We start from the raw sequence: 26,090 nt of genomic DNA on the forward strand, positions 1-26,090 counted from the left end.
CGGAGGGAGATGCCCCGGGGCTTTCGGGGGCGGCTCAGCGAGCGGGCTGGTCGGCCCGGTCGGTGGTGCGGGCGTCGGGCTGCGGGGAGATGTAGGCGCCGGCGCAGGCCGTCAGCCGCAGGGCGGTGTCGATCAGCGGCACGTGGCTGAAGGCCTGCGGGAAGTTGCCGACCTGCCGCTTCTCGCGCGGGTCCCACTCCTCGGCGAGCAGCCCGACGTCGTTGCGCAGGGACAGCAGCTTGTCGAACAGCTCCCGTGCCTCGCCGACCCGGCCGATCATCGCCAGGTCGTCGGCGAGCCAGAACGAGCAGGCCAGGAAGGCCCCTTCGTGCCCGGACAGGCCGTCCACGTTGTTGCCCTGGTCGTCGTGCGTCGGGTAGCGCAGCACGAAGCCGTCCTCGGTGGACAGCTCGCGCTGGATCGCCTCGATGGTGCCGATCACCCGCTTGTCGTCCGGCGGGAGGAAGCCGACCTGGGGGATGAGCAGCAGTGAGGCGTCCAGCTCCTTGCCGCCGTAGTACTGGGTGAAGGTGTTGCGCTCCGGGTCGTAGCCCTTCTCGCAGACCTCGCGGTGGATCTCGTCGCGCAGCGCCGTCCAGCGCTCCAGCGGGCCCTCGGCGGGGCTCTGCTCGATCAGCTTGATGGTCCGGTCGACGGCGACCCAGGCCATCACCTTGGAGTGCACGAAGTGCCGGCGCGGGCCGCGGACCTCCCAGATGCCCTCGTCCGGCTCGCGCCAGTGCTGCTCCAGGTAGGTGATCAGCTTCAGCTGGAGCTGGTGGGCGTGGTCGTTGCGGACCAGGCCGGTCATGTGGGCCAGGTGCAGGGCTTCCACGACCTCGCCGTAGACGTCCAGCTGGAGCTGGCCAGCGGCGCCGTTGCCGACCCGGACGGGGGTGGAGTCCTCGTAGCCGGGCAGCCAGTCGAGTTCGGACTCGGTCAGCTCGCGTTCGCCGGCGATGCCGTACATGATCTGCAGGTTCTCCGGGTCGCCGGCCACCGCGCGCAGCAGCCACTCGCGCCAGGCCCGGGCCTCCTCGCGGTAGCCGGTGCGCAGCAGCGAGGAGAGGGTGATGGCGGCGTCGCGGAGCCAGGTGTAGCGGTAGTCCCAGTTGCGCTCCCCGCCGAGGTCCTCGGGCAGCGAGGTGGTGGGCGCGGCGACGATGCCGCCGGTGGGGGCGTAGGTGAGCCCCTTGAGGGTGATCAACGAGCGGACCACGGCCTCGCGGTACGGGCCCTGGTAGGTGCAGTGGCCGACCCAGTCCCGCCAGAACCGCTCGGTGGCGGCCAGTGCCTCCTCCGCGTCGGGCGCGGCGGGGGCGGGCAGGTGGGAGGCCTGCCAGGTGAGGGCGAAGGCGATCCGCTGGCCCTCGTCGACGTTGAAGTCGGCGTAGGTGGTGAGGTCGCGGCCGTAGGTCTCGGCGACGCCGTCCAGCCAGACCGAGTCCGGGCCGGCGACGGCGACGGTGCGGTGGCCGCCGTCGGCCTGCTCGACCCGGTGCACCCAGGGGACGATCCGGCCGTAGCTGAACCGCATCCGCACGGCCGAGCGCATCCGGACCCGACCCTTGAGCCCCTCGACGATCCGGATCATCTGCGGCACGTCGGGGGTGCCGAGCAGGTGGCGGGGCGGCATGAAGTCGATCACCCGGACGCTGCCGCCCTGGGTGTCCCACTCGTGCTCCAGGATCAGCGAGTCGCCGCGGTAGCGGCGCCGGTCGCTGGGCAGGGCGGGGGCGGCGGCGGTGACCGGGACGGGGATCTCGCCGGTGTCGGTGACGGCGGTGTGCGGCGCGGAGGGGGTCGCGGGGTCGGTGACCGGCTCGGCCGGGCCGATCCGCCAGAAGCCGTGTTCATCGGTCCCCAGCAGGCCGGCGAAGACGGCCGGCGAGTCGAATCTGGGCAGACAGAGCCAGTCGACCGCGCCGTCCCTGCTGACGAGGGCTGCGGTCTGCATGTCTCCGATGAGGGCGTAGTCCTCGATACGGCCGGCCACGTGGGTCTCCAGTTCGCAAGATGTGCTCGGCGACGTCCGGTAGCGGGGCGCGAGTCTGCGGGGCCGGAGCGCTCTGGCGGGCACTGCTGAGGCCCCTGTGGGTGGTGGGGCTCGTGGTGCCAGCGTGGGCCTGTGGTGGGGCCCGGTGGGGCGAGCGGTGAACTGGTACGGGAGGTTCCGGTCGCGCATCGGGGACCGAGAGGCGTCGTCCCGACCCCCTCGCCCTCCGCGTGCTCTGCTGTCGGCGATGCGTCCGTGCAGAATACGACGATCGGCCCTGTCGGGGCACGCGCAGTTGCAGCGGTCCGCCCGCGCCCACACCAACAGATCAACTGTGGCGCGGCCCGGGGGAGGGGAAAACCACCCGGTCCGGCCATCCCGGAATGATCCTTCCGGGCCATCCCGACGACCCGTCGCGAAGGCCTCCCGGCGCCGTCCGGCGGGGTCCCGCGCAGGCGCGCCGGACCCCGGCCGAACGCGTCCCGCCCGGCTCGCTGATACCCTGGTATCCCGTGGACTGGTGGGAAAGACCACCCCGGATCCGCCGACTCGACGACCCCGCCGGGCTCACCGGCCGAGCACAGTTCCCCCGCAAAAGGGACCCGCTCCTCGCCGAATCGGTCACTGGACCGGGGCAGACCCATCCACCGAGTCACCTTCGACACGCGACCCACGGGAGCCCCCTCTTGGCACAGCCCCATTCCGGCAAGGCGTCCAGCAGCCGCGCCGTGACGACCAAGCACCTCTTCGTCACCGGGGGTGTCGCCTCATCGCTCGGCAAGGGCCTCACCGCCTCCAGCCTCGGTGCGCTGCTCAAGGCCCGCGGCCTGCGCGTGACGATGCAGAAGCTCGACCCGTACCTCAACGTGGACCCGGGCACCATGAACCCGTTCCAGCACGGTGAGGTCTTCGTCACCGACGACGGCGCCGAGACGGACCTGGACATCGGCCACTACGAGCGGTTCCTGGACACCAACCTGCACGGCTCGGCCAACGTCACCACCGGCCAGGTGTACTCGACGGTCATCGCCAAGGAGCGCCGCGGCGAGTACCTCGGCGACACCGTCCAGGTCATCCCGCACATCACCAACGAGATCAAGTCCCGGATCCGCCGGATGGCGACCGAGGACGTCGACGTGGTGATCACCGAGGTCGGCGGCACCGTCGGCGACATCGAGTCGCTGCCCTTCCTGGAGGCCGTGCGCCAGGTCCGCCACGAGGTCGGCCGGGACAACGTCTTCTTCGTGCACGTCTCCCTGCTGCCCTACATCGGCCCCTCGGGCGAGCTGAAGACCAAGCCGACCCAGCACTCGGTCGCCGCGCTGCGCAACATCGGCATCCAGCCCGACGCCATCGTGCTGCGCGCCGACCGCGAGGTCCCGCAGGCCATCAAGCGCAAGATCTCGCTGATGTGCGACGTGGACGAGGAGGCCGTGGTCGCGGCCATCGACGCCAAGTCGATCTACGACATCCCCAAGGTGCTGCACGGCGAGGGCCTGGACGCCTACGTGGTGCGCCGCCTCGACCTGGCCTTCCGCGACGTGGACTGGACCGTCTGGGACGACCTGCTGCGCCGGGTCCACGAGCCCCAGCACATCCTCAAGGTCGCGCTGGTCGGCAAGTACATCGACCTGCCCGACGCCTACCTGTCGGTGACCGAGGCGCTGCGCGCGGGCGGCTTCGCCAACAACGCGCGGGTCGAGATCAAGTGGGTCGCCTCGGACGACTGCCTGACGCCCGAGGGCGCCCAGGAGCAGCTCGGCGACGTGGACGCGATCTGCATCCCCGGCGGCTTCGGCGACCGCGGTGTCGACGGCAAGGTCGCCGCGATCACCTTCGCCCGGGAGAACAAGGTCCCGCTGCTCGGCCTGTGCCTGGGTCTGCAGTGCGTGGTCATCGAGGCGGCCCGCAACCTGGCCGGCCTGCCGGAGGCCAACTCCACCGAGTTCGACGCGGCCGCCAAGTACCCGGTCATCTCCACCATGGCCGAGCAGCTGGCGATCGTGGACGGCAAGGGCGACCTGGGCGGCACCATGCGCCTGGGCCTCTACCCGGCCAAGCTCGCCGAGGGCTCGATCGTGCGCGAGGTGTACGGCGGCGAGCAGTACGTGGACGAGCGCCACCGCCACCGCTACGAGGTCAACAACGCCTACCGGGCGGACCTGGAGAAGACCGGCCTGCAGTTCTCCGGCCTGTCCCCCAAGGGAGACCTGGTCGAGTACGTCGAGTACCCGCGCGAGGTGCACCCCTACCTGGTCGCCACCCAGGCGCACCCGGAGCTGAAGTCCCGCCCGACCCGTCCGCACCCGCTGTTCGCGGGCCTGGTCGCGGCGGCCATCAAGATCAAGACGGACGCGCCGTAACGGCACGCGCTCCGCGAGGACGGCGGTCACCCGGGAAGGCCCGGGTGACCGCCGTTCGGCGTGCCCGCCGGGCGGGGGCACCGCGCAGGCGCGAGGCTGGGGGGCGAGCAGGGCCGATTGCGGCCCCCCACCCGCCTGTCGTCCACCCCCACGGCGGCTCGATGGCCTAGATTGTGTCGTACTGACGAAAAGGGGAGTCGCGATGACCGACGTGCAGCAGGCCGAGGTGCTCCAGCAGATCCGGGACCTGGAGGAGCAGTGGCCGGTGCGGACCACCGAGACGCCGTTCCAGGGACGGGTCACCGGTGTGCGGACCGACGAGGTGCTGATGCCGGACGGCAGCTACGCCCGCCGCGACTACCAGACCCACCCGGGCTCGGTCTCCGTGCTCGCGCTGGACGACCTGGGCCGGGTGCTGATCCTGCGCCAGTACCGGCACCCGGTGCGCCAGCGGCTCTGGGAGCTGCCGGCCGGGCTGCTGGACGTCCCGGGGGAGAACCCGCTGCACGCCGCGCAGCGCGAGCTGTACGAGGAGGCGCACTGCACCGCGGGGCAGTGGCGGGTCCTGGTGGACTTCTACACCTCGCCCGGCGGCACCGACGAGGCGCTGCGGCTCTTCCTCGCCACCGACCTGGCCGAGGCCGAGGGCGAGCGCTACGCCGCGCACGGCGAGGAGCTGGAGATCGAGACCGCCCGGGTGCCGGTCGACGAGCTGGTCCGGCTGATCCTGGCCGGCGGGCTGCACAACCCCACCCTGATCACCGGCACGCTCGCCCTGCACGCCGCCCTCACCGGCCCCGGCCTGGACTCCCTGCGGCCCGCCGACTCGCCCTGGCCGGCGCGGCCCTTCGACGCCTCCTGAGCCCGCGGGGGCCCGGCGCTGTTGATCCGGGCAGGTGACCTGCCGGTTGGTAGTACCGGATGTCAGCTCGGCACCGGGGTGCGCTCGAACTACGCTTCGCGGACAGGGCCCCGAGGATCGGGCCGGGTCTGCTGGGCGACTGGTCGGGAGTGGCGCAGGTGGCGAGGAAGACGGCGACGATGGAGGCACCGCTGCCCGGGTCCGCGGAGCACGACCGGCTGCCCGCGGGGGCGGAGCCGTTCGTCGGACGCCGCACGGAGCTCGCCGCGCTGGCCACCGCCGCGGCCCGGCCGGTCCCCGGGCGCGGCCGCCTGCTGGTCCTGGCCGGCCGCCCCGGGTCGGGGCGCACCTCGCTCGCCGTGCGCTACGCCCGCTCGGTGGCCGGGGACTACCCCGACGGGCTGCTGTTCGCCCGGATGTCCGCCCCCGACGGCAGCCTGGTGCCGCCCGGCCGGGCGGCCCGCCGACTGCTGGAGCAGCTCGCGGCGGTGCCCGAGGGGCTGCTGCCGGCCGACCCCGAGGCCGAGGACCCGGCCTGCGCGGCGCTGCGCGGGGCGCTGTCCGGACGCAAGCTGCTGGTGCTGCTGGACGACGTCCGCGAGGCCGGCCAGCTGCTGCCGCTGCTCGTCGACGAACCCGGCTGCCTGGTGCTGGCCACCACCTCCGGGCCGCTCACCGGGATCGACGCGATCGACCCGGTGATCCTCGGCGGCCTCGACCAGCCGTCCGCCGTCGAACTGCTCGGCTCGTTGATCGGCGGCACCCGGATCAGCTGCGACCCGGTCGGGGCGGCCGACCTCGCCGAGGCCTGCACGGCCCGGCCCGCCGCGCTGCGGCTGGTCGCCGGCCGGCTGCGGGCCGACCCCCGGGCCGCGGTCACCGACGTGGCGGCCGAACTCGCACCCGCGGCGCCCCGGCAGGCCCCGCAGGCCCCCAAGTCGCGCGGCGCCACCAAGCCCAGGGGCCGCGGCGGCGCGCCCGACCGGCGGCAGGCCAGGGAACTGCTGCCCGTCGAGCCGGTGCCGGTGCCCGACACCGACCCGCTGGTCGCCGCCTTCGAACTGCTCTACAGGGCGCTGCCCGCGCCGTCCGCCCGGATGCTGCGGATGCTCACCCTGGCGCCCGCCCAGAGCGCCGACCTGCGGACCGCGTCCGCCCTGGTGGGCTGCCCGGCGCCGGAGGCCGGGACGCTGCTGGAGCGCCTCGCCGAGCAGGAGCTGCTGGAACGGGAGCCGGCCGCCGCCGACGGCACGGCACGCTACCGGGTGCCGGGCCGGCTGTACCCGCGGCTGGTGGAGCTGCGCACCGAGCGCGACCGCCCGGCCGAGATCGAGCTGGCCCGGGCCCGGCTGCTGGAGCGCCTCGTCCGGCTGGTCGACTCCGCCCGGCTGCTGCTGGACCGCTCCGCCGGCGAGAACCCCGACCCGCTGCCCGGCCCGCTGCGGCTGCGCACCGCGGCCCAGGCGGCCGGCTGGCTGACGGGGGAGCGCGACCAGCTGATGGTCGCCGTCCGGGACGCGATCGGGCAGGGCGACCTGGACGGTTCGGCGGGCCGGCTGGTGACGGCCCTGCTGCGGGCCCTGCCGCTGACCGGCGGCACCGCGCCGGCCGACCTGCACCAGCTGCACGAGCTGGTGCTGCGGGTGGCGGAGCGGCAGGAGGCGCCGCGCCGGGCCGCCGCGGCCCTGCTGAACCTGGGCGACCTGCAGGCCGCCGCAGGCCACTGGGAGCAGGCCGAGGACCGGTACCGGGCCGCCCTGGAGCGGGCCCGGACGGCGGGGGACGAACCCGCCTGCGCCCGTGCGCTGGAGGGCACGGGCGGCTGCCACCGGGCCCTCGGGGACCCGGTCCGGGCCGGGGACTGGTACGGCCGGGCGCTCGCCCTGCGGCAGAGCCTGGGCGACCACCGGGCCGAGGCGCGGCTGCTGGCCCGGATCGCCGAGGCGCACACCGCGCAGCGCCGCTACGACGAGGCCGACCGGGAGTACCGGGCGGCCGTCGCGGCCCTGCGCCGGGTCGGCGACGACGGCGGCGCGGCGGCGCTCTCGCAGGCCCTGGAGCGGCTGCGCAGGCTGGTCGACGGTGAGGGGAATCACCCGGTTTCGGAGTAGTGTCTGAAGTGAGGGTTTCACCCCTCTTTGACACCTAGATCGTGATGCAAGCCTACGAAACTGCCAATGTGTCCGGCAGATTTATTCAGTTTGGAAGGCTGACGGATCCGCTGGGCTTCATTACACTCGACAGCAGTCGCGCAGCGATCCGTGCCCCGGCATGTCCCGGAGGCTTCCCCGTGCGCGCCGCCCGCCGGTCTTCCCCGGCCGGGACCCCCAGGTAAGAGGGACGTGTTTAGCCGTGAAGGTCGGCATCCCCCGCGAGGTCAAGAACCACGAGTACCGCGTGGCCATCACGCCTGCCGGCGTGCATGAGCTGGTCCGCAACGGCCACGAGGTCTTCATCGAGGACAACGCCGGTGTCGGCTCCTCGATCCCGAACGAGGAGTACGTGGCGGCCGGCGCCACCATCCTCCCCACCGCCGACGAGGTGTGGGCCACCGCCGACCTGCTGCTCAAGGTCAAGGAGCCCATCGCGCAGGAGTACCACCGCCTGCGCAAGGGCCAGACCCTCTTCACCTACCTCCACCTGGCGGCCGACCGGGCCGGCACCGACGCGCTCGTCGCCTCCGGCACCACCGCCATCGCGTACGAGACCGTGCAGCTCGCCAACGGCGCCCTGCCGCTGCTCGCCCCGATGTCCGAGGTCGCGGGCCGGCTGGCCCCGCAGGTCGGCTCGTACCACCTGATGCGTCCGGCCGGCGGCCGCGGCACCCTGCCCGGCGGCGTGCCCGGCACCCACCCGGCGAAGGCCGTCGTCATCGGCGGTGGCGTCTCCGGCTGGCACGCGGCCACCATCGCCATCGGCATGGGCTACGACGTGACCCTGCTGGACCGCGACATCAACAAGCTGCGCGAGGCCGACAAGATCTTCGGCACGAAGATCAAGGCCATCTCCTCCAACTCCTTCGAGCTGGAGAAGGCCGTCCTGGACGCCGACCTGGTGATCGGCGCCGTGCTGATCCCGGGCGCCAAGGCCCCGAAGCTGGTCACCAACGAGCTGGTCTCCCGGATGAAGCCGGGCTCCGTGCTCGTCGACATCGCGATCGACCAGGGCGGCTGCTTCGAGGACTCCCGCGCCACCACGCACGCCGAGCCGACCTTCCAGGTCCACAACTCGGTCTTCTACTGCGTGGCGAACATGCCGGGCGCCGTCCCGAACACCTCCACCTACGCGCTCACCAACGCGACGATGCCGTACATCGTCGAGCTGGCCAACCGCGGTTGGAAGGAGGCGCTGCGCCGCGACGCGTCGCTGGCCAAGGGCCTCAACGTGCACGAGGGCCAGATCACCTACGGCGCCGTCGCCGAGGCCTTCGGCCTGGAGTCGGTCTCGCTGGACAGCGTGCTCGCCTGACCCCGCGCCCGCACGAACGCCCCCGGCCCGCTCCCCTCGGGCCGGGGGCGTTCGGCATGCCCGCGGCCGGGCACCCGCCGACCGGTGCCCCCGGCGGAGTGCCCCGGGCGGAGTGCCCGCGGCGGGGGAACGGACAGGGGCGGGCCGCCGGGCGGGTGACGGTGCGGTGACCTGGGGATGTCAATTTATGTGCAACATGTCACCCGCCCTGTGGACGACGGCTTCTGACTCACCCTTCCGGGAGCGTCGACGTCCGCAGAAACGTTAGGGTCACAAGCCCCGCCATCCCTTGACAGGGACCGGGTGGTGGGCCGACACATCGGGCCCACTACCGTGGATTGTGTTGCTGCGAACGCCCGAAACGGCCTAGAGTCGCAAACCGTCGGCTAGCTGCCACGCTGACGAATCGACATAGAGTCCTGGACACCCAAGGAGGTAAGACGACTTGTGAATGAGTCGACATTTGCTCCCGGGGGTGGTCAGCCAGGACTGGCGGAGCACGCTGCCGGACAGTCGAACGAGGAGCTCACCGCCCGGCAGGCCGCGGTGGGCACGGTGGAGGTCGGCTCGGTAGCGGTCCGCACCTTCGAGGCGCGCCAGCACGCCGCCGCGGCCCCCGCCGACCTCGACGCGGAGTTCGCCGCCTACGGTCTGGCCTACAACGAGCTCGGCTACGGCCCGTACGACGACCCGGACGCCGAGTACGAGCCGGACCCGGAGTACGCCGCCACCCTGGCCCCCGACGCCGCCCGCCAGCGCCGCGAGCGGGTCGGCCCGACCGGCCGCCCGCTGCCGTACTTCCCGATCCCCGCGCCGCTGGCCGAGCACGGCCCCGCGCAGATCATCGCGATGTGCAACCAGAAGGGCGGGGTCGGCAAGACCACCTCGACCATCAACCTGGGCGCCGCGCTCGCCGAGTACGGCCGCCGGGTCCTGCTGGTCGACTTCGACCCGCAGGGCGCGCTCTCGGTCGGACTGGGCGTCAACCCGATGGAGCTCGACGTCACGGTCTACAACCTGCTCATGGAGCGGGGCCTGACGGCCGATGAGGTGCTGCTGAAGACCGCCGTCCCCGGCATGGACCTGCTGCCCTCCAACATCGACCTGTCGGCCGCCGAGGTGCAGCTGGTCAGCGAGGTGGCCCGGGAGTCGGCGCTGGCGCGGGCGCTCAAGCCGCTGCTGCCCGACTACGACTACGTCATCATCGACTGCCAGCCCTCACTCGGCCTGCTGACGGTCAATGCCCTGACGGCGGCTCACAGCGTCATCGTCCCGCTGGAGTGCGAGTTCTTCGCGCTGCGCGGCGTCGCGCTGCTCACCGAGACCATCGAGAAGGTCTGCGAGCGGCTCAACCCCGACCTGCGCCTGGACGGCATCCTGGCCACCATGTACGACTCCCGAACCGTGCACAGCCGCGAGGTGCTGGCCCGGGTCGTGGAGGCCTTCGGCGAGCACGTCTTCCACACCGTCATCGGCCGGACCGTACGGTTCCCCGAGACCACCGTGGCCGGCGAGCCGATCACCACGTACGCCACCAACTCGGTCGGCGCCGCCGCCTACCGTCAGCTCGCCAGGGAGGTGCTCGACCGGTGCCGCCCCGTCGAGTGAGTCTCCCGGGGGCCGACGAGCTGTTCCGGGCCACCGGGGGGATGGCCCTGTCGCCCTCCCTCAGGTCGGCCGAGGCGTCGGCGGCCCGAGCGGAGACCGCCCGAGCGGCCGAGGCGGCCAGGAAGGCCGACTTGGCGCCCGGCACGGCCGAGGTGCCCGCCGCCCGCCCGGAGCCGCACGGCGGCCCCGCCGAGGCCGCCCAGGGGGCCGTCCGGCACGCCGGGACCGAGGAGCAGGCCGCCGACCCGACCAGGCGGCCCCGTCAGCGCGGCCGGGGCGCCCGCCGGCCCACCGGCCGGGAGCGCCACGACGAGAAGATCACGGTGTACGTCTCCGCCGAGGAACTGATGGACCTGGAGCACGCCCGCCTGGTGCTGCGCGGCGAGCACGGCCTCGCGGTCGACCGCGGCCGGGTGGTCCGGGAGGCCATCTCGGTGGTCCTCGCCGACCTCGAACAGCGCGGCGAGGCCAGCATCCTGGTCCGGCGGCTGCGCGGGCGCTGACGCCCGCCCTCCGCGTGTCGCGGGCCCCGGCGCCCGGCGCGGACCGCGCCCGGGCCAAGATGGACCCCCATGTCCAGCAGTGCCGAAACTCCGGTCACCACCGCCCCCGCGCCCGCCGAGGCCGACGGGCGCGGTGGCTTCCGGGTGCGGCTGGACAACTTCGAGGGACCGTTCGACCTGCTGCTGGGCCTGATCGCCAAGCACAAGCTGGACGTCACCGAGGTCTCGCTGTCCACCGTCACCGACGAGTTCGTCGCCCACATCAGGGCGATGGGCCCGGACTGGGACCTGGACGCGGCCACCGAGTTCCTGGTGGTCGCGGCCACCCTGCTCGACCTCAAGGCCGCCCGGCTGCTGCCCGCGGCCGAGATCGAGGACGAGGAGGACCTCGCCCTGCTGGAGGCCAGGGACCTGCTCTTCGCCCGGCTGTTGCAGTACCGCGCCTACAAGCAGGCCGCCGCCGTCCTCGCCGAGCGCTGGGCCGCCGAACTGCGGCAGCGGCCGCGCACCGCCGGCCTCGAACCCCGGCACGCCGCCCTGCTGCCCGAGGTGGTGCTGGCCGTCGGCCCGGAGCGGTTCGCGCAGCTCGCGGCCCGGGCGATGACGCCCCGGCCGGAGCCCGCGGTCTACGTCGACCACATCCACACCCCGCCGGTCAGCGTCCGCGAGCAGGCCGCCGTCCTGGTGGACCGGCTCACCGCGCTCGGCACGGCCGGCTTCGACCGGCTGGTCGCGGACGCCGGGACCACCCTCGTCGTGGTCGCCCGGTTCCTCGCGCTGCTGGAGCTCTACCGGGAACGGGTGGTCGACTTCCAGCAGCCCGAGGCGCTGGGCGAGCTCGTGGTCCGCTGGATCGCGGAGACCGACCGCCGGGTCGAGGTGACGGACGAGTTCGACCGCCCGCCCGGTGAGCCGGACGGCGCTGCGAAGGACGGTGGACAGCGGTGAGCGACCAACGGCCGGGGCGGCCGCGGCGGGCCCTGGGACTGCCCGGACAGGCCCGCCCCGAGGAGTGGCAGGAGTCCGCCCACCCGGCCGGGGAACCGGACGCCCCCGTCGCCGTCCCCGCCGCCCCGCCGGCTGCGGCCCTGCCGGTCGCCGTCCCCGCCCCGGTCGCCGTCCCCGCCCCGGTCGCCGCCCCCGCCGCGCCGCCCGTCCCCGTCCCCGCCCGGCAGACGGCCCTGGAGGTGCCGGCGCAGGCCGTGGCGCCCGCCGGGCCACCGGAGCCCGCCGGGGCCCCCGAAGGCCCCCAGGTGCCGCTGCGAGCCGCGCTGGAGGCCATCCTGATGATCGCCGAGGAGCCCGTGCCGGCGCCGCACCTGGCCGCCGTCCTGGAACGCCCCGGCGCCGAGGTGGCCGCCGCCCTGCGCGAGCTGTCCGCCGAGTACACCGACCAGGGCCGCGGCTTCGACCTGCGCCAGGTGGCCGGCGGCTGGCGCTTCTACAGCCGGGCGGACTGCGCGCCGGCCGTCGACCGCTTCGTCCTGGACGGCCAGCAGGCCCGGCTCACCCAGGCCGCACTGGAGACGCTCGCGGTCGTCGCCTACCGGCAACCGGTGTCGCGCGGGAGGGTCTCGGCGGTACGCGGTGTGAACTGTGACGGCGTGATGCGTACCCTGGTACAGCGAGGACTGGTGGAAGACGCCGGGTCCGAGCCCGAAACAGGTGCGATCCTGTATCGGACGACGAACTACTTCCTGGAACGGATGGGGCTGCGCGGCTTGCACGAGCTGCCGGAGCTCGCGCCCTTTCTGCCCGAGGTCGACGACGTGGAAGCGGAGTCCCTCGAAGGCACGGTGATCGCGGAGGCGGTCGCAGCCGCGCGAGCGGCGGGCGACCGCGACGAGGCGGGTCGGGAAGTGCGGTGAGGTCGGCCGGCACGACTTGCACATCCCACGACGGAACACGACGTACGGACATTTGATGCGTAGCAGTGGCAACGGCAGGAACAGCAGCGGCGGCGGCCAGGGCCGCAGCGGTGGCCAGGGGCGGGGCGGCCAGGGCGGACAGGGCCAGGGCGGGAGCCGGGGCGGCGGCTCGTACGGGGGCTCGTCCTCCGGCGGCTCTCGCGGCGGCTCGGGCGGCTCGGGCGGCTCGTCGTACGGTGGCGGCGGTCGCGGCGGGGCCGGTGGCTCCGGTGGCCGCGGCGGCTCGGGCGGCGGCTTCTCCCGCGACCGGCGGGACGACCGCCGCGACGACCGGCGGGACGACCGGCGGGACGACAACCGCTACCCCGACCGCCCGCTGCGCCCCGAGGAGCGCCGCTACGACCGCCCCGAGTTCGGCGGCGGCCCGAACGCGACGCCCAGCCGCGGCGGCTACACCGCCCGGCGCCCGGCGCCCGCACCCAAGCCGCGCCGCGAGGGCCAGGGCGCGCCCGGCGACCCGCGCCGGCAGCCGCAGCGCTCGCGCGAGCTCCAGGCTCGCATCGAGGACGCCGTGCTGGCCCGGCACGACAAGCCGGCCGTCAAGCTGCCCAAGACCTTCGGCGAGCCCGAGGGCGAGCGCCTGCAGAAGGTGCTGGCCCGCGCGGGCATCGGCAGCCGCCGCGCCTGCGAGGAGCTGATCGAGCAGGGCCGGGTGCAGGTCAACGGCAAGCAGGTCACCGAGCAGGGCAAGCGGGTCGACGCCGAGAACGACGAGATCAAGGTGGACGGCCTCACCGTCGCCACCCAGTCGTTCCTGTTCTTCGCGCTCAACAAGCCGGCCGGCGTGGTCTCCACCATGGAGGACCCGGACGGCCGCCAGTGCCTCGGCGACTACGTGACCAACCGGGAGACCCGGCTGTTCCACGTCGGCCGCCTGGACACCGAGACCGAGGGCATCATCCTGCTCACCAACCACGGCGAGCTGGCCCACCGCCTCACCCACCCCAAGTACGGCGTGACCAAGACCTACCTGGCCGCCATCCAGGGGCCGATCCCGCGCGACCTGGGCCGCCGCCTGTCCGAGGGCGTCGAGCTGGAGGACGGCTTCGCCCGCGCCGACAGCTTCAAGGTGATCTCCAACATCGGCAAGAACTACCTGGTCGAGGTGACCCTCCACGAGGGCCGCAAGCACATCGTCCGCCGGATGCTCTCCGAGGTCGGCTACCCGGTCGAGAAGCTGGTCCGCACCCACTTCGGTCCGATCGCCCTCGGCGACCAGAAATCGGGCTGGCTGCGCCGCCTGACCAACCCCGAGGTCGGCCGGCTGATGAACGAGGTCGGCCTGTAGCCGTCCCGCAGTCGTCCCCGGGCCCCTCCGCCGCTGGTGGAGGGGCCCGCGGTCTTTGCCGAGGCTTGGTGTGAGCCTCACCGCACGGCCTTGTCAGCGTGCGGACCCGTGGCGCAGGATGGCCACGAAAACTCGCCTCTCAGAATGGCGGAACTGCGCCACGGTCCGAAGCCGTGGCCGGGTGGGGGAAGGAGCCGCATGCTCGACGCATTCGGAGTGCTCGGCCTGGGACGACCGGACGGGCAGGTGTACGCGGAGCTGGTCACGACGCCGCAGTCCACCGCGGGGGAACTGGCCGACCAGTGCGGCCTGACGCTCCGGCAGAGCCAGGACGCGCTCGACCGGTTGGCCGACCAGGGGATGGCCACCCGCGCTCCGGTGGACCGCGACCGCTACCTGGCGGTCGCCCCGGACGTCGCGATCGGCACGCTGATCGGCCACCGCGAGGCCCAGCTGCGCAGCGCCCGAGCCGAGATGCACCGGCTGATGGACGCCTTCCGCGAGGCCTCCCGCTACACCGACCCGGCGCACTCGGTGGAGGTGCTGACCGGCGGCGAGGCCATCGCCCAGCGGCTGGAGCACCTGATCGAGACCAGCCACTACCAGGTCCGCGGCTTCGACTGCCCGCCGTACATCCAGGACCCGGTGGCCAACCTGCCGCGCCAGCGGGTCAAGCTGCGGTCCGGGATCCGCTTCCGGACGGTCTTCGACAAGGAGGCCGTCGCCTGGCCCGGCCGGCTGGAGAAGGAGATCCTGGTCGGCGTCGAGGACGGCGAGGAGGCCCGGGTCCGGCCCGCCCTGCCGATGAAGATGATGATGTCCGACGACCGGATGGCGATCATCCCGATCAGCGTCGGCGACGCCGTCCTGGACGCCGCGTACGTGATCCACCCCTCCGCGCTGCTCCAGGCGCTGGACGCGCTCTTCGAGGCGGAGTGGGAGCGGGCGGTGCCACTGCAGACCGCGATCGGGAGCGGCGACGGCACCGACGGCCCGGACGCCGACCACCTCAAGCTGCTCGGCCTGCTCGCCGCCGGACTCACCGACGAGTCGATCGCCCGCTCGCTCGGCTGGAGCGCCCGGACCACCCAGCGCAGGCTGCAGGGGCTCATGCGGGAACTCGGCGCCACCACGCGCTTCCAGGCCGGTATGGCGGCCCGCGAGCGCGGCTGGCTGTAGGGCCGGCCGGCCGTGGGCCCCGGCCCCGGCCCCGGATCCCGCCTGCCCCCGGCCTCCCGACGGCCCCTCGCCTCCCGACGGCCCGGCGACGACGGACCCGGCGGCGGCGCGCCCGCCGGGCCGGGCCCGGGAGCCGTCAGCTCCAGGGCAGCAGGGTGGCCCACCGGCCGTCCGGGCCGCGTTCGACCTTCTCCAGGCCGACCACCGCGGTGCGGTTGAGGCGGCCGTAGATGTGCGGGAACAGCACCCCGGGCGTGGCGCCGGGCGGCGGCCCGCCGGTGGCGGCCTCCCACTTGACCATCGGCTCGACCAGCGTCTCCTCGATCAGCAGGGCCATCAGCGGCCCCGGCGTGTCCCGGAAGAAGCTGTTGGCCACGGCCAGCAGGGTCGGCTCGTCGGCCGAGCAGTGGATGAAGCCGTCGGTGAGCAGCGAGGCTGCGGCGTACGGTCGGCCGGGGTCGCGCAGCCAGTCGTCCAGGGGGGCGAGATGGTAGATCATGCCTCTTTTGTACCGGATTGGCACCGGAGTTGACGGAACGGATCCTGCCGACCGCCCGCGGCGGGCCCGCTCACAGGCCCGTTCACAGGCCCGCCACCTTGGCCGTTCCCGACACCTCGTAGACCAGGGTGACGGTGCGCCGCCCGCCCGGCGGCAGGGGCACCTGCCAGCGGACCACGCCCTCGGCGTCCAGCTCGTCCGGCGCCGGCACGCAGGCCTCCTTGCGCAGCCGTACCTCGACCGCCGACACCTCGGAGACCGGGATCCGCTCGCGGACCGCCACCACCTGCTCGTCGTGCTCCTCCGGGCCGGAGAACCGCGACAGGTACAGCCGGACCGTCCGGGTGAGCACCGTGCGCTGGGTCAGCCCGGCCGACCCCCGGCTCTCCTCGGTCTCCCGGACCACCCGGTAGCCGTCCGAACTGCCGAAGGCGAGCTCGGTGGCCGCGCCCGGCGCGGTGAAGGTCAGCTCGCCGCGTCCGGTGAAACCGCTGCCGCGGACCAGGTCGACCGGGCCGGCCAGCAGCGCGTGCCCGGAGCCGTTGCTGAACCGCACCACCTGGGTGACCAGCGGGGACAGCTCGGGCGCGCAGGCGTACTCGCTGCTCGCCGGCGTGGTGAAGGCGGTCAGTGGGATCCGGTGGGCCCGGCCGTCGCTCGGCACCGACGCCGGGTGCGGCGCGCGCAGCACCCGGACCTCGCCGCCGTCGTCCACGCCCGGCAGCCCGCCCTCCGGCAGGGCCGGACCGGTGCTGCCGACCGCCTCCTCGCGCAGCTCCACCTCGACCGTCCGGCGTTCCTCCGCGGAGCGTTCCCGCAGCGAGAGCCGGTCCTCGGCCAGCCCCGGCGGGTCGGTGGCCAGCGCCGAGCGGGCGGTGGAGAACGACAGCCGGGCGCCCGACCAGTCCTCGCCGGTGCGCTGCCACACCACCGCCTCGCTCTCCAGACGCAGCTCGCCGCCGGCCAGGGTGGCCCGGTAGGCGGGCCGCCACAGCGCACACGGGGTCAGGTGGCCGACCCGCAGCACGGCCGGGCCGGCGGCGTCGGCCGCCACCGTCACCTCCAGGTGGGCGAGCAGTTCGGCGGGCTCCTCCTCGGACTCGTCCAGCGCCCGCAGCGCCTCGGCGAGCTCGTCCGACAGGGCGGCGAGCCGGGCGCGGTTGGCGCGCAGCCGCTCGCCGTACTCCTCGCGCTCGGCGTCCACCCGGTCCAGCTCGCGGGTCCAGCGGGCCCGCTCGACCTCGCCGCGGCCCGCGCCCTCGCCGATCTCCCGCAGCAGGTCGGTGGCGAGCTGCCCGAGCAGCGCGATCCTGGCCTCCAGGCGGTCCCGCTGGCGGGCTTCGGCGAGCTGTTCCACCGTCAGCGCGTGGATCCGGTGCCGCAGCGGGGAGTCGTCGGCCTCGGGCGGCAGCGGGGCGCGCGGCGTCCAGGTGCGGACCAGGCGCAGGTCGAGCACCTTGGCGGACCGCCCGGTGGCCGGGTCCGCGGTCAGGTCGGCGTGCAGGGTGCGGTCGACGGCCAGCGCGGTGACCGGGCCGAGCCGCAGCCGCTGCACCCCGGCGGCCAGGTCGACCACGGCGGTGCGTTCGACCTGGGCCCGGTCCTCCAGGCAGGTGACGGCGGTGACGGGCAGTGGGATCGCGGCGGCTGGTGCGGCTGGTGCGGCTGGTGCGGCTGGTGGGGTGGGTGCGGTGGGGTCGGTCGGTGCGATGGTAGGGCTGGTGGTGGGGTCGGTGGGGCTGGTGGTGGTGCTGGGGCCGGTGGGGTCGGTGGTCATGGGGTCAGCTCCTGCGGTTGCCGTCGACCAGGGCCTTGCCGGCCGGGATGCGGATCTCGTAGCCGCCGTCGAACGCGACGGTGCCGCCGGCGGGCAGCTCCGCCCGCCAGGCCCGGGTGGACGCCGCCGGGTAGCCCGACAACGGATCGGGGGCGACCCACCCGGGGTGCTCCTCGATCCGGACGTCCGAGTCCGAGGTGACCGGGATGCGCTCGTACGTCACCACCACGGCCGGCCGGGCCAGCCGGCTGGCCAGCTCGATGTGCACGCGATGGTCCAGGACCGTCGTGTTGTTGAGCATGCCGGCGGTGGACTCGCGCATGTCGACCCGGCGGGCCACCCGGATCCCTTCCGCCGGCCCGAGGCCCACCCGCCGCCGGTCGCCGGGCGCCAGCGTCGGCAGGGCCGCGGTGACCAGGTGCTCGCCGTCGACCGACACGTCCACCGGCCCGGCCAGCAGCGCCTGATCGGTCTCGTTGGCGAGCAGCAGGGTGGTGTACACGGTCTCCTCGACCGAGGGCACGCAGACGTGCTCGGTGGTCACGCCCACCGGCAGCTCGGTGACCGCGACGGTGTGCCAGGTGCCGTCCGACGGGATGTCGGCCGGGGCCGCCGCGTCGAAGCGGTGGTCGAAGGAACCGGCCGACTCGCGCGGACGCACCGCACGGCCCGGCAGCGGCAGACCGGCCACCTGCTCGGCGATCCGGCGCTGCTCGGCGGCCAGCGGGTCACCGCCCTGCCGGGGCAGCAGCCGGCCGCGCCGGGCGGGCTCGTCCGGACCGGCCAGGATCAGCGCCGCGTAGTCGAGCAGCTCGGCGGGCGGCTGCGGCGGCCCCTGCGGCTCGGGCGGTGCCGGGGCGGCCGCGTACGCCATCGGGGCCGCCGCCTGCGCGAACGGGGCCGGGGCGGCGGCCGAGCGCTTGCGGGCGACGTCCGGCGAGGGCGCGCCGCCGAAGCCGCCACCGCGGGCGACCGGGGCCATGGACGGCGACGGCGCCCCGCCCGGCGCGGGGGCGCCCAGCATGCCGCCGTACCCCTGCGGCGCGGCGGGCGCCGGCGGCGGCATCGGGGCGATCGGGGCGGGCGGCGGTGCGAACACCGGGACGGCGGGCGGCGGCAGCGGCCACCCGCGCTCCGGCGCGGCGTCCGGGGCCGCGCCGGCGGCGTCGTACCCCGTGAACAGGTCGGACAGGCCCGCGGGCGGCTCCCGCCAGCCGGACGGTGCCGGAGCGGGCTGACGCCGGCCGATCCGGACCGAACGCAGCTTGGGCAGCTCGGTGCGGCGCCGGAGGTCGGCGGTGGAGAGCGCGAGCCGGACGCCCGTCCAGTCCTCGCCCGACCGCTGGGCGACCGCGGCGCGCAGCACCAGCTGCCCGGTCCGCTCGCCGTCGCGGTGGCTCAGCCGGTAGGTGGGGACCCAGACCGCGCCCGGCACGCCGTACTCGATCTCGATCTCGATCTCGCCGGTGTTGCCGGGGTTGCCGGTGACGCCGGGTTCGTCGTGGTCGCGGTCGCCGTCGACGATGGTGAGCAGTGCGGTCGCGCCGGTGGCCACCGGGTGGGCGGGGGCCGCGTTCGAGGCCCGGTCCAGCTCGTCCAGGGCCACCGCCAGCGCGTGTTCGGCCAGCCGGAGTTCCTCGGTCAGCTCGGCGGACCGCTCGTGCAGGCGGGTCAGCCGCTCGTCGACGAAGTCCGCCAGCGCCAGCCAGGCGTCCGAGGGCGTCCGACGGTGCGGCTCCTCGACCGGACGCGGCGGCGGGACGGCGCGCAGCGCGGAGACCTCGGCGACCGAGTCCAGCCGGCGGGCGTACCGCTCCTGGACGGCGTCCCGCTCGTCCCGGGCGCGCTCCACCCGGCGGTGCAGCTCCGGGAGCTCGGACGGGTCGCGCAGCTCGGCCTCCACCGCGAGGCGGGCCTCCGTCACCCGGGCGCCGCCGGGGCCGATCACCCTGGCCCGCAGTGAGCCGGCGTCCAGCGAGCGCGGCAGGCCCGGCAACCGGACCCGGCCGTCCGGCGGCACCACCCCCCGGGCCCTCCTGCGGCAGAGCGCACCCGTGGCGTAGACCGTGACGGATTCGATCTCGGATTCCCAGCCACCCGCTGTCTGGCCTGTCACCCTGCTGCCCCCTTCGTGCCGGCTGCCCGGTCGCCCAGTCTGCCCCGACCCTGCCCGGCTGTCCGTGGATTTCCGTGGCGCGTCGGGTGAGTGGACGGCCGGGGTGAACGGATGGTTCCGCTGGGTCCGCGCGCGGGTGCGGCGGGGATGGGTGCGGGTGTGGGTGCGGTTGTGACGCGTGAGTGCGGGTGCGGGTGCGGCGGCGTACGGCCCGGTACGAGAGGATGGGGGCCCACCACGCCACCGGTACACAGGAGACCCGCCCCGATGCGCACCGCCGCCGTTGTCGGCACCGGACTGATCGGCACCTCCGCCGCCCTCGCCCTCACCGGGCGCGGGGTGAGCGTCCACCTGGAGGACGCCGACCCGGACGCGGCCCGCACGGCGGCCTCGCTCGGCGCCGGCACCACCGAGCCGCCCGAGGCAGCGGTCGACCTGGCGATCATCGCGGTGCCGCCGGCGCTGGTCGGCAAGGTGCTCGCCGACTGCCAGCGCCGCGGCCTCGCCCGCTGGTACACCGACGTCGCCAGCGTGAAGGCCGGCCCGCGGGCCGAGATCGTCGCGCTGGGCTGCGACACCTCCCGCTACCTCGGCAGCCACCCGATGGCCGGCCGGGAGACGTCCGGCCCGCTGGCCGCCCGGGCCGACCTGTTCGAGGGCCGTCCCTGGGTGCTCACCCCGACCGAGGACACCGACACCGGCACGCTCAACGCGGTGCTGGAACTGGTCACGCTCTGCGGCGCCATGCCGATCGTGATGGACGCCGCCGCCCACGACCGGGCCGTCGCCCTCGTCTCGCACGCCCCGCAGCTGGTCTCCTCGCTGGTCGCGGCGCGGCTGGAGCACGCCGACGAGACCGCCGTCCGGCTCTCCGGCCAGGGCGTGCGGGACGTCACCCGGATCGCCGCCTCCAACCCCGCGATGTGGGTGGACATCCTCTCCGCCAACGCCGGCATGGTCGCCGACATCCTGGAGGAGGTCGCCGCGGACCTCGGCGAGACCGTCACCGCGCTGCGCGCCCTGCAAGCCTCCGACGAGGGCGAACGGCAGGCGGGCGCGGGCGGGATCGAGGCGGTGATGCGGCGCGGCAACACCGGCCAGGCCCGGATCCCCGGCAAGCACGGCGCCCCGCCGACCCGGTACGAGAGCGTCACCGTCGTCCTGGGCGACCAGCCCGGCGAGCTGGGCCGGCTGTTCGGCGAGGTCGGCCTGCTGGGGGTCAACATCGAGGACGTCACCATCGAGCACTCCACCGGCCAGCAGGTCGGCCACGTCCAGCTCGCGGTCGCCGCGTCGGCCGTGAAGCCGCTCACGACGGGGCTGCGCGAGCGCGGCTGGAGCGTCCGGGACTGAGGGCGCGGGGCGCGCGTCCGGCGTCCGGTACGGCTGTGGGGCGCGACCGGTGCGGCTGCGGGCCGTGTGTCCGGTGCGGCTGCCGGCCACCGGCGCGGGGTGGCCGGACCGCCCCCGCCGGGTGGCCGGACCGCCCCCGCGGGGCTTGGGCCGATCGGGTGGCGGACCGGGCGGCGGGAGAGTGCCCGGCGGTCGTCTAACCTTGGGGTAGTCACCCGGTTGTCTGTTTGGAGAGAGGTTCGCCCCGTGGACACTGCCGACCGAGCGCACGCCCCGGTCGTCGTCGCCATCGACGGACCCTCCGGCTCCGGCAAGTCGACCGTCTCCCGCGCGGTCGCCGCCCGGCTGGGACTGAGCTTCCTGGACACCGGCGCGATGTACCGCGCGATGACCTGGTGGATGCTCAGCAACGACGTGGACGTCGACGACCCGGACGCGGTCGCCATCGCCTGCGGCAAGCCGGTGATCGTCTCCGGTACGGACGCGGCCGGCCCGACCATAACGGTCGACGGCCAGGACGTCTCCGGCCCGATCCGCGGACCGGAGGTGACCGCACGGGTCTCCGCCGTCTCCGCGGTCCCGGCCGTCCGGGCCCGCCTGGTCGAGCTCCAGCGCGGCTGCGCCGAGGTCGCCGAGCGCGGCATCGTCGCCGAGGGCCGGGACATGGGCACCGTGGTGTTCCCGACCGCCACCGTGAAGATCTTCCTGACCGCGTCCGAGACGGCCCGCGCCCAGCGCCGGGCCGCCGAACTGCGCGCCAAGGGCGTGGACGAGGCCACCATCACCGCGATGGCCGCCGACCTGGCCCGCCGCGACGCCGCCGACTCCTCCCGGGCGACCGCCCCACTGGCCCAGGCCGCCGACGCGGTCCTGGTGGACACCAGCGAGCTCACCCTGGAGCAGGTGATCGACCGGATCGCCGCGCTGGTCGAGGACCGGGCCGGCCGGCTCTCCGCCGTCTGACCTGCCGGGTTCGACCCTCGCGCGGTGGGTTCATCCGGACGGCCCGGACGGCCCATCCGCACCATTGGAACCATCCGCACCACCCCGCGCGGGCATCGGCTCGCGCCCACAGACCTGCGGTAACCGACCGCACCATGCAGGACTCGCGCTGCCCGCCAGGGCAGGTACGCACGGCACGCCCCTGGGAAGGGCCGTGCCGGGAAATGGGAAAACGAAGATGAGCAACGACATCGCGACCGGTTCGGCCGGCTCGGCCGCCTCCTCCGGCTCTCACGGCGAGCTGGACTCCGCCGAGTACGCCGAGTTCATGGCGCTCGCCGCCGAGGAGGGTTTCGACTCCGAGGAGATCGACGCCGACCTGGACGCATCCTCCGGCGGTCCGCTGCCCGTGCTGGCCGTCGTCGGCCGCCCGAACGTCGGCAAGTCGACCCTGGTCAACCGCATCATCGGCCGCCGCGAGGCGGTCGTCGAGGACCGTCCGGGCGTGACCCGCGACCGCGTCACCTACGAGGCCACCTGGAACGGCCGCCGCTTCAAGCTGGTCGACACCGGCGGCTGGGAGCTCGACGTCCTCGGCCTCGACGCCATGGTCGCCGCCCAGGCCGAGCTCGGCATCGAGACCGCCGACGCCGTGCTCTTCGTGGTGGACGCCACCGTCGGCGCGACCGACACCGACGAAGCCCTGATCAAGATCATCCGCAAGGCCGGCAAGCCCACCGTGCTCTGCGCCAACAAGGTCGACGGCCAGTCCACCGAAGCCGAGGCCGCCTACCTGTGGTCGCTCGGCCTCGGCGAGCCGTACCCCGTCTCGGCCCTGCACGGCCGCGGCTCCGGCGACCTGCTGGACGCCGTCCTGGCCGCCCTCCCGGAGGCCCCGCCGCAGACCTTCGGGACCGCCACGCTCGGCGGCCCGCGCCGCGTCGCACTGATCGGCCGCCCGAACGTCGGCAAGTCCAGCCTGCTCAACAAGGTCGCCGGCGAGGAGCGGGTGGTCGTCAACCCGCTGGCCGGCACCACCCGCGACCCGGTCGACGAGCTCATCGAGCTCGGCGGCAAGACCTGGAAGTTCGTCGACACCGCCGGCATCCGCCGCCGCGTCCACCTCACCGCCGGTGCCGACTTCTACGCCTCGCTGCGTACCTCCTCGGCGCTGGAGAAGGCCGAGGTCGCGGTCGTCCTGATCGACGCCAGCGAGACGCTGGCCGAGCAGGACACCCGGATCATCTCGATGGCCGTCGAGGCCGGGCGCGCCGTCGTCGTCGCGTACAACAAGTGGGACCAGCTCGACGAGGAGCGCCGCTACTACCTGGAGCGCGAGATCGAGCGCGACCTCGTCCAGGTCCAGTGGGCGCCGCGGGTCAACGTCTCCGCGCTGACCGGCCGGCACATGGAGAAGCTCGTCCCGGCGATCGAGACCGCGCTCGCGGGCTGGGAGACCCGGATCCCGACCTCCCGGCTGAACGCCTTCCTGGGCGAGCTGGTCGCCTCGCACCCGCACCCCATCCGGGGTGGCAAGCAGCCGCGCATCCTGTTCGGCACCCAGGCCGGCACCCGGCCGCCGCGCTTCGTGCTCTTCGCCTCCGGCTTCCTGGAGGCCGGCTACCGGCGGTTCGTCGAGCGCCGGCTCCGGGAGGAGTTCGGGTTCGTGGGCACGCCGATCTCGATCTCGGTCCGGGTGCGGGAGAAGCGCAACCGCAAGAAGTGACGTGAGCCGCCGCCTCGGCTGACCGGCCTTGTTCTCGGGCCGGAGCCGGAGCCGGGGCCGGAGCTAGGGGCCGCGGCTGAGACCGGGGCTGGACCTGGGCGGGAGCCGGGGCCGGCTGCGGATCGCGGGAACGGCGAAGGCCGGGCAGTCGGGTGACTGCCCGGCCTTCGCCGTGTCTGGAGCGAGCGAGCAGGCAGACGAGCGGTCGGGCGAGCGGTCGAGCAGGCGAGCCGGCGGGCTCAGCTCTGGGCGGGGCCGCGGCCCGGGGGCAGCGAGAGCATCGAGCGATGCCGGCCGCCGGCGCCCGGGGCGCCGGCCCCGGCAGCTGATCCGGGGGCGGTGGCGAAAGAGGACTCGGAGGGGGCGAGGTAGCCCGCGGCCACCCAGCCCTGACCGCTGGCCGGCCCGGTTGTCGCGTACTGGCCGGCGGTGGCGGCGTGGCCCTGGCCGAGGGCGCTGGTGCCCTCGTTGGCGCTGTTGCCGGTGGTGTGGCTGTTGTTGTGGCCGCTGGTGTGGCTGCTGTTCCCGCCGGGATTGTGGCTGGGGCTGTGGCCGTGGGTCTGCCCGGGCCCGCCGCCGCGGCCGTACTGGTGGGCGGCGGACTGCTGGGACGGCATGAACTGCGGAGTCCCGGCCTGCCCGGCGAAGGTGTGGAAGCTCTGGTGCTGCGGATACGGCATCAACTCGTGCCGTACGCTTGCCGGTTCGCGAACCGCGAACCCGGTGAAGCGCATGCTCTCCTCGTCCGAACGGTCTCCCGGGAGCGCGCGGAACAGCCTGCGGTATTCGGAGTACAGCGCGTCGTAGATCGGGGTGGCCGGGGACGGGTGCTCCGCGTCGTACGACGGGCGCATGCTCGGGATCGAGCGGCTGGCGGAAGGACGGCTGGGCGAGGCGACGTCGTAGCTGTACACGTAGGGGCCAACGAGTGAGCTGCGCGGGGGATGCGGGGGTGACGGCTGCTGTCGCGCGCCGCAGGGTGGTGTTCGGCTGGCCGCGACGGCGGGCGGGGACCGGTATGCGCCCCCTGGATGGGCATATGTGGGCGTGTATTGGGGCGTGCGCGGCTGGGTACGTCTGTGCGCCGCCGGGATGGGGACCGCTGTGCGCGCCGCCGGCGGTTCGGGGGTGTGTGGTCTCGGACGGGGGCGCCCGCTCAGGCCCGAGCGCCCCCGACCGGTCCCGGGTGCGCCGCCCGTCCGCTGTCGGGGCGGCGGGCGGCGCACGGCACGGGGGGTTCGGCGCAGGGGGCTCGGGGCTCGGGGCTCGGGGCACGTGGCGGATTCGGTGCGCGGGGTGCGCGGTCCGGTCAGGTGCCCGCCAGGGGGAGCATGCCGGCGACCAGGCGGCCCTGGCCGGCCGCCCGGTCGAGGGCGAAGCGCAGCAGGTCCTCCCGGGGCTGGCGGCCGATGGTGTCGGCCGGCACCGCGTACATGATCACCTCGGACTGCTTGGCCGCGGCGGCCCGCCAGGCGTCGGTGACCTGGAGCGGCTGGTGGGCCTGCCACCAGGCGGCGCTGCCGCCGGCCGCAGACGGCTGGAGGATCGCGTGCAGCTGACCGATCGCCATCAGCACCGACCAGCCGGCCAGCGGGCGGGCCGGGGCCTGGTTGACGTTGGAGATCTGCTGGAAGCCGTGCTCGGTGAGCAGTGACAGGAACTGGTCGTCGGCGGAGGTGCTGCCCGGCCGGCCGACCGGGCCGGTCGGCTCGACCACCAGGGCGGCGTGTCCGGTGTCGCCGCACAGCACCAGCCCACAGGTCACACCGAGGACGGCCGGCTGAGCCCCGGCCGGTGCCGGGGTCGGGATCGGAGCTGGGGCCGGCGCTGGGACCTGGGCCGCCGGGGCGTCCGGTGAGGGGGCGCTGCCCTGCGCCTGGCTGATGCTGCGGACCGCTCCGAGCAACTGCTCCTCGGCGACCGGTACGACCTGGGAGGGGATGCAGCGGGAGTGGGCGAAGGCGAGCACCGCCGTCTCGTCGCCGACGAAGAGCACTGTGCTGGTGGGTTCCTGGAGGGAGTCACCGGGCTGTCGGCAGGAGGTGCAGTCGTAGACGTCGGGTGCGTGGGCGCCACCCAGTAGGCGGTCGGCTTCGTCGTCGCCGATCTCGGCTCGTACGTCGTCGCTCACGTTGAGCATGCGCGGCACGAAGGCTCCTCTGTTGGTCTGGGGCGTGGCGTGGTCCGGACGCGGCGTGGGTGCGCGCCCGGCCGCCATTACCAACGGGCCCCTGTGGCAGGGGTCACGGGTGGGCTCGACTCCGACGGGATTTGCCGAGGATTTGACTGCTGCAGGTGGTCGAGTGGTCACGACGTGTCGATGCTGTGGCCGAGCTCACGGCGTCGAAATGGTGCCGCAGGTCACATCGGGCCGAAGTTTGGCCTTAGCAAATACGGATATATCGGGCATTTGGCATGGATGTGCTTGATCAATACCGCCGGTAACACCTGATTGACCTGGGATGACCCGAAAACGTTTGGT

General features: G+C 74.3%; 19 protein-coding genes. 13 read left to right on the forward strand and 6 right to left on the reverse strand.

What is annotated here, in order from left to right; all coding sequences use genetic code 11:
- Positions 1 to 34: 34 nt before the first annotated feature.
- Complete coding sequence (locus ACIOFR_RS33595; RefSeq protein WP_401003160.1) at positions 35 to 1,996, reverse strand: glycoside hydrolase family 15 protein; 1,962 nt, start codon at positions 1,994 to 1,996, stop codon at positions 35 to 37.
- Positions 1,997 to 2,682: 686 nt separating this feature from the next.
- Here ACIOFR_RS33595 and ACIOFR_RS33600 point away from each other — a divergent pair.
- The 10 genes from ACIOFR_RS33600 (at position 2,683) to ACIOFR_RS33645 (ending at position 15,195) form a co-directional block, all read left to right on the forward strand.
- Positions 2,683 to 4,359, forward strand: a complete 1,677-nt coding sequence (locus ACIOFR_RS33600; protein WP_401003162.1) for a CTP synthase — start codon at positions 2,683 to 2,685, stop codon at positions 4,357 to 4,359.
- A gap of 202 nt (positions 4,360 to 4,561) precedes the next feature.
- Entirely contained in the window at positions 4,562 to 5,221 is a 660-nt protein-coding gene (locus ACIOFR_RS33605; RefSeq protein ID WP_401003164.1) for an NUDIX domain-containing protein, read from the forward strand.
- A gap of 158 nt (positions 5,222 to 5,379) precedes the next feature.
- Entirely contained in the window at positions 5,380 to 7,332 is a 1,953-nt protein-coding gene (locus tag ACIOFR_RS33610) for a tetratricopeptide repeat protein (RefSeq protein ID WP_401003166.1), read from the forward strand.
- Positions 7,333 to 7,573: 241 nt separating this feature from the next.
- Entirely contained in the window at positions 7,574 to 8,689 is a 1,116-nt protein-coding gene (gene ald / locus ACIOFR_RS33615) for an alanine dehydrogenase (RefSeq protein WP_401003168.1), read from the forward strand.
- A 546-nt stretch (positions 8,690 to 9,235) separates the two neighbouring features.
- Positions 9,236 to 10,297 (forward strand): ParA family protein, encoded by a 1,062-nt coding sequence (locus tag ACIOFR_RS33620; RefSeq protein WP_401003228.1) that lies wholly within the window; start codon positions 9,236 to 9,238, stop codon positions 10,295 to 10,297.
- Positions 10,294 to 10,800 carry a hypothetical protein gene (locus tag ACIOFR_RS33625; RefSeq protein WP_401003170.1) on the forward strand — a complete coding sequence of 169 codons (507 nt, stop codon included), beginning with the start codon at positions 10,294 to 10,296 and terminating at the stop codon, positions 10,798 to 10,800. The genes ACIOFR_RS33620 and ACIOFR_RS33625 overlap by 4 nt, the downstream gene beginning before the upstream one ends.
- Positions 10,801 to 10,869: 69 nt before the next feature.
- Positions 10,870 to 11,748, forward strand: coding sequence for a segregation and condensation protein A (locus tag ACIOFR_RS33630; RefSeq protein WP_401003172.1), 879 nt, complete (start codon positions 10,870 to 10,872; stop codon positions 11,746 to 11,748).
- Between the two features lie 338 nt (positions 11,749 to 12,086).
- The gene (locus tag ACIOFR_RS33635) at positions 12,087 to 12,668 is read left to right on the forward strand and encodes an SMC-Scp complex subunit ScpB (RefSeq protein ID WP_401003230.1); all 582 of its coding nucleotides are present in this window, start codon (positions 12,087 to 12,089) and stop codon (positions 12,666 to 12,668) included.
- 55 nt (positions 12,669 to 12,723) lie between these two features.
- Entirely contained in the window at positions 12,724 to 14,016 is a 1,293-nt protein-coding gene (locus ACIOFR_RS33640) for a pseudouridine synthase (protein WP_401003174.1), read from the forward strand.
- 198 nt (positions 14,017 to 14,214) lie between these two features.
- On the forward strand, positions 14,215 to 15,195 hold the full coding sequence (locus ACIOFR_RS33645) for a helix-turn-helix domain-containing protein (protein WP_401003175.1): 981 nt from the start codon (positions 14,215 to 14,217) through the stop codon (positions 15,193 to 15,195).
- 136 nt (positions 15,196 to 15,331) lie between these two features.
- Here the strand turns inward: ACIOFR_RS33645 and ACIOFR_RS33650 are convergent, their stop codons facing one another.
- From ACIOFR_RS33650 to ACIOFR_RS33660, 3 genes are all read right to left on the reverse strand, one after another.
- Positions 15,332 to 15,694, reverse strand: coding sequence for a DUF952 domain-containing protein (locus tag ACIOFR_RS33650; protein ID WP_401003177.1), 363 nt, complete (start codon positions 15,692 to 15,694; stop codon positions 15,332 to 15,334).
- A gap of 82 nt (positions 15,695 to 15,776) precedes the next feature.
- Positions 15,777 to 17,471 (reverse strand): mucoidy inhibitor MuiA family protein, encoded by a 1,695-nt coding sequence (locus tag ACIOFR_RS33655; RefSeq protein WP_401003179.1) that lies wholly within the window; start codon positions 17,469 to 17,471, stop codon positions 15,777 to 15,779.
- A 4-nt stretch (positions 17,472 to 17,475) separates the two neighbouring features.
- Positions 17,476 to 19,587, reverse strand: coding sequence for a DUF4139 domain-containing protein (locus tag ACIOFR_RS33660; protein WP_401003181.1), 2,112 nt, complete (start codon positions 19,585 to 19,587; stop codon positions 17,476 to 17,478).
- 267 nt (positions 19,588 to 19,854) lie between these two features.
- Between ACIOFR_RS33660 and ACIOFR_RS33665 the strand changes: the two genes are divergently transcribed.
- The 3 genes from ACIOFR_RS33665 to der all read left to right on the forward strand — a co-directional run bounded on the left by ACIOFR_RS33665 (position 19,855) and on the right by der (position 23,608).
- On the forward strand, positions 19,855 to 20,940 hold the full coding sequence (locus ACIOFR_RS33665) for a prephenate dehydrogenase (RefSeq protein ID WP_401003183.1): 1,086 nt from the start codon (positions 19,855 to 19,857) through the stop codon (positions 20,938 to 20,940).
- A gap of 246 nt (positions 20,941 to 21,186) precedes the next feature.
- On the forward strand, positions 21,187 to 21,903 hold the full coding sequence (gene cmk, locus ACIOFR_RS33670) for a (d)CMP kinase (RefSeq protein WP_401003185.1): 717 nt from the start codon (positions 21,187 to 21,189) through the stop codon (positions 21,901 to 21,903).
- A 217-nt stretch (positions 21,904 to 22,120) separates the two neighbouring features.
- Complete coding sequence (der, locus tag ACIOFR_RS33675) at positions 22,121 to 23,608, forward strand: ribosome biogenesis GTPase Der (RefSeq protein ID WP_401003187.1); 1,488 nt, start codon at positions 22,121 to 22,123, stop codon at positions 23,606 to 23,608.
- Positions 23,609 to 23,847: 239 nt separating this feature from the next.
- On the opposite strand, the gene ACIOFR_RS33680 is transcribed toward der, so the two are convergent.
- Together ACIOFR_RS33680 and ACIOFR_RS33685 are read right to left on the reverse strand one after the other, a co-directional pair.
- Complete coding sequence (locus ACIOFR_RS33680; protein WP_401003189.1) at positions 23,848 to 24,522, reverse strand: hypothetical protein; 675 nt, start codon at positions 24,520 to 24,522, stop codon at positions 23,848 to 23,850.
- Positions 24,523 to 24,917: 395 nt separating this feature from the next.
- Complete coding sequence (locus tag ACIOFR_RS33685; RefSeq protein WP_401003191.1) at positions 24,918 to 25,757, reverse strand: hypothetical protein; 840 nt, start codon at positions 25,755 to 25,757, stop codon at positions 24,918 to 24,920.
- Positions 25,758 to 26,090 lie beyond the last annotated feature (333 nt).

It is taken from the genome of Kitasatospora sp. NPDC088346 (assembly GCF_044740765.1).
In the GTDB taxonomy this organism is placed as follows: domain Bacteria; phylum Actinomycetota; class Actinomycetes; order Streptomycetales; family Streptomycetaceae; genus Kitasatospora.

Excerpts from the sequence above, each read along its gene's own strand:
- ACIOFR_RS33640 (WP_401003174.1), top strand. The coding sequence starts at position 12,724 with ATGCGTAGCAGTGGCAACGGCAGGAACAGCAGCGGCGGCGGCCAGGGC.
- ACIOFR_RS33635 (WP_401003230.1), top strand. The coding sequence starts at position 12,087 with ATGATCGCCGAGGAGCCCGTGCCGGCGCCGCACCTGGCCGCCGTCCTG.
- ACIOFR_RS33665 (WP_401003183.1), top strand. The coding sequence starts at position 19,855 with ATGCGCACCGCCGCCGTTGTCGGCACCGGACTGATCGGCACCTCCGCC.
- der (WP_401003187.1), top strand. The coding sequence starts at position 22,121 with ATGAGCAACGACATCGCGACCGGTTCGGCCGGCTCGGCCGCCTCCTCC.
- ACIOFR_RS33630 (WP_401003172.1), top strand. The coding sequence starts at position 10,870 with ATGTCCAGCAGTGCCGAAACTCCGGTCACCACCGCCCCCGCGCCCGCC.
- ACIOFR_RS33605 (WP_401003164.1), top strand. The coding sequence starts at position 4,562 with ATGACCGACGTGCAGCAGGCCGAGGTGCTCCAGCAGATCCGGGACCTG.
- ACIOFR_RS33650 (WP_401003177.1), bottom strand. The coding sequence starts at position 15,694 with ATGATCTACCATCTCGCCCCCCTGGACGACTGGCTGCGCGACCCCGGC.
- ACIOFR_RS33655 (WP_401003179.1), bottom strand. The coding sequence starts at position 17,471 with ATGACCACCGACCCCACCGGCCCCAGCACCACCACCAGCCCCACCGAC.
- ACIOFR_RS33645 (WP_401003175.1), top strand. The coding sequence starts at position 14,215 with ATGCTCGACGCATTCGGAGTGCTCGGCCTGGGACGACCGGACGGGCAG.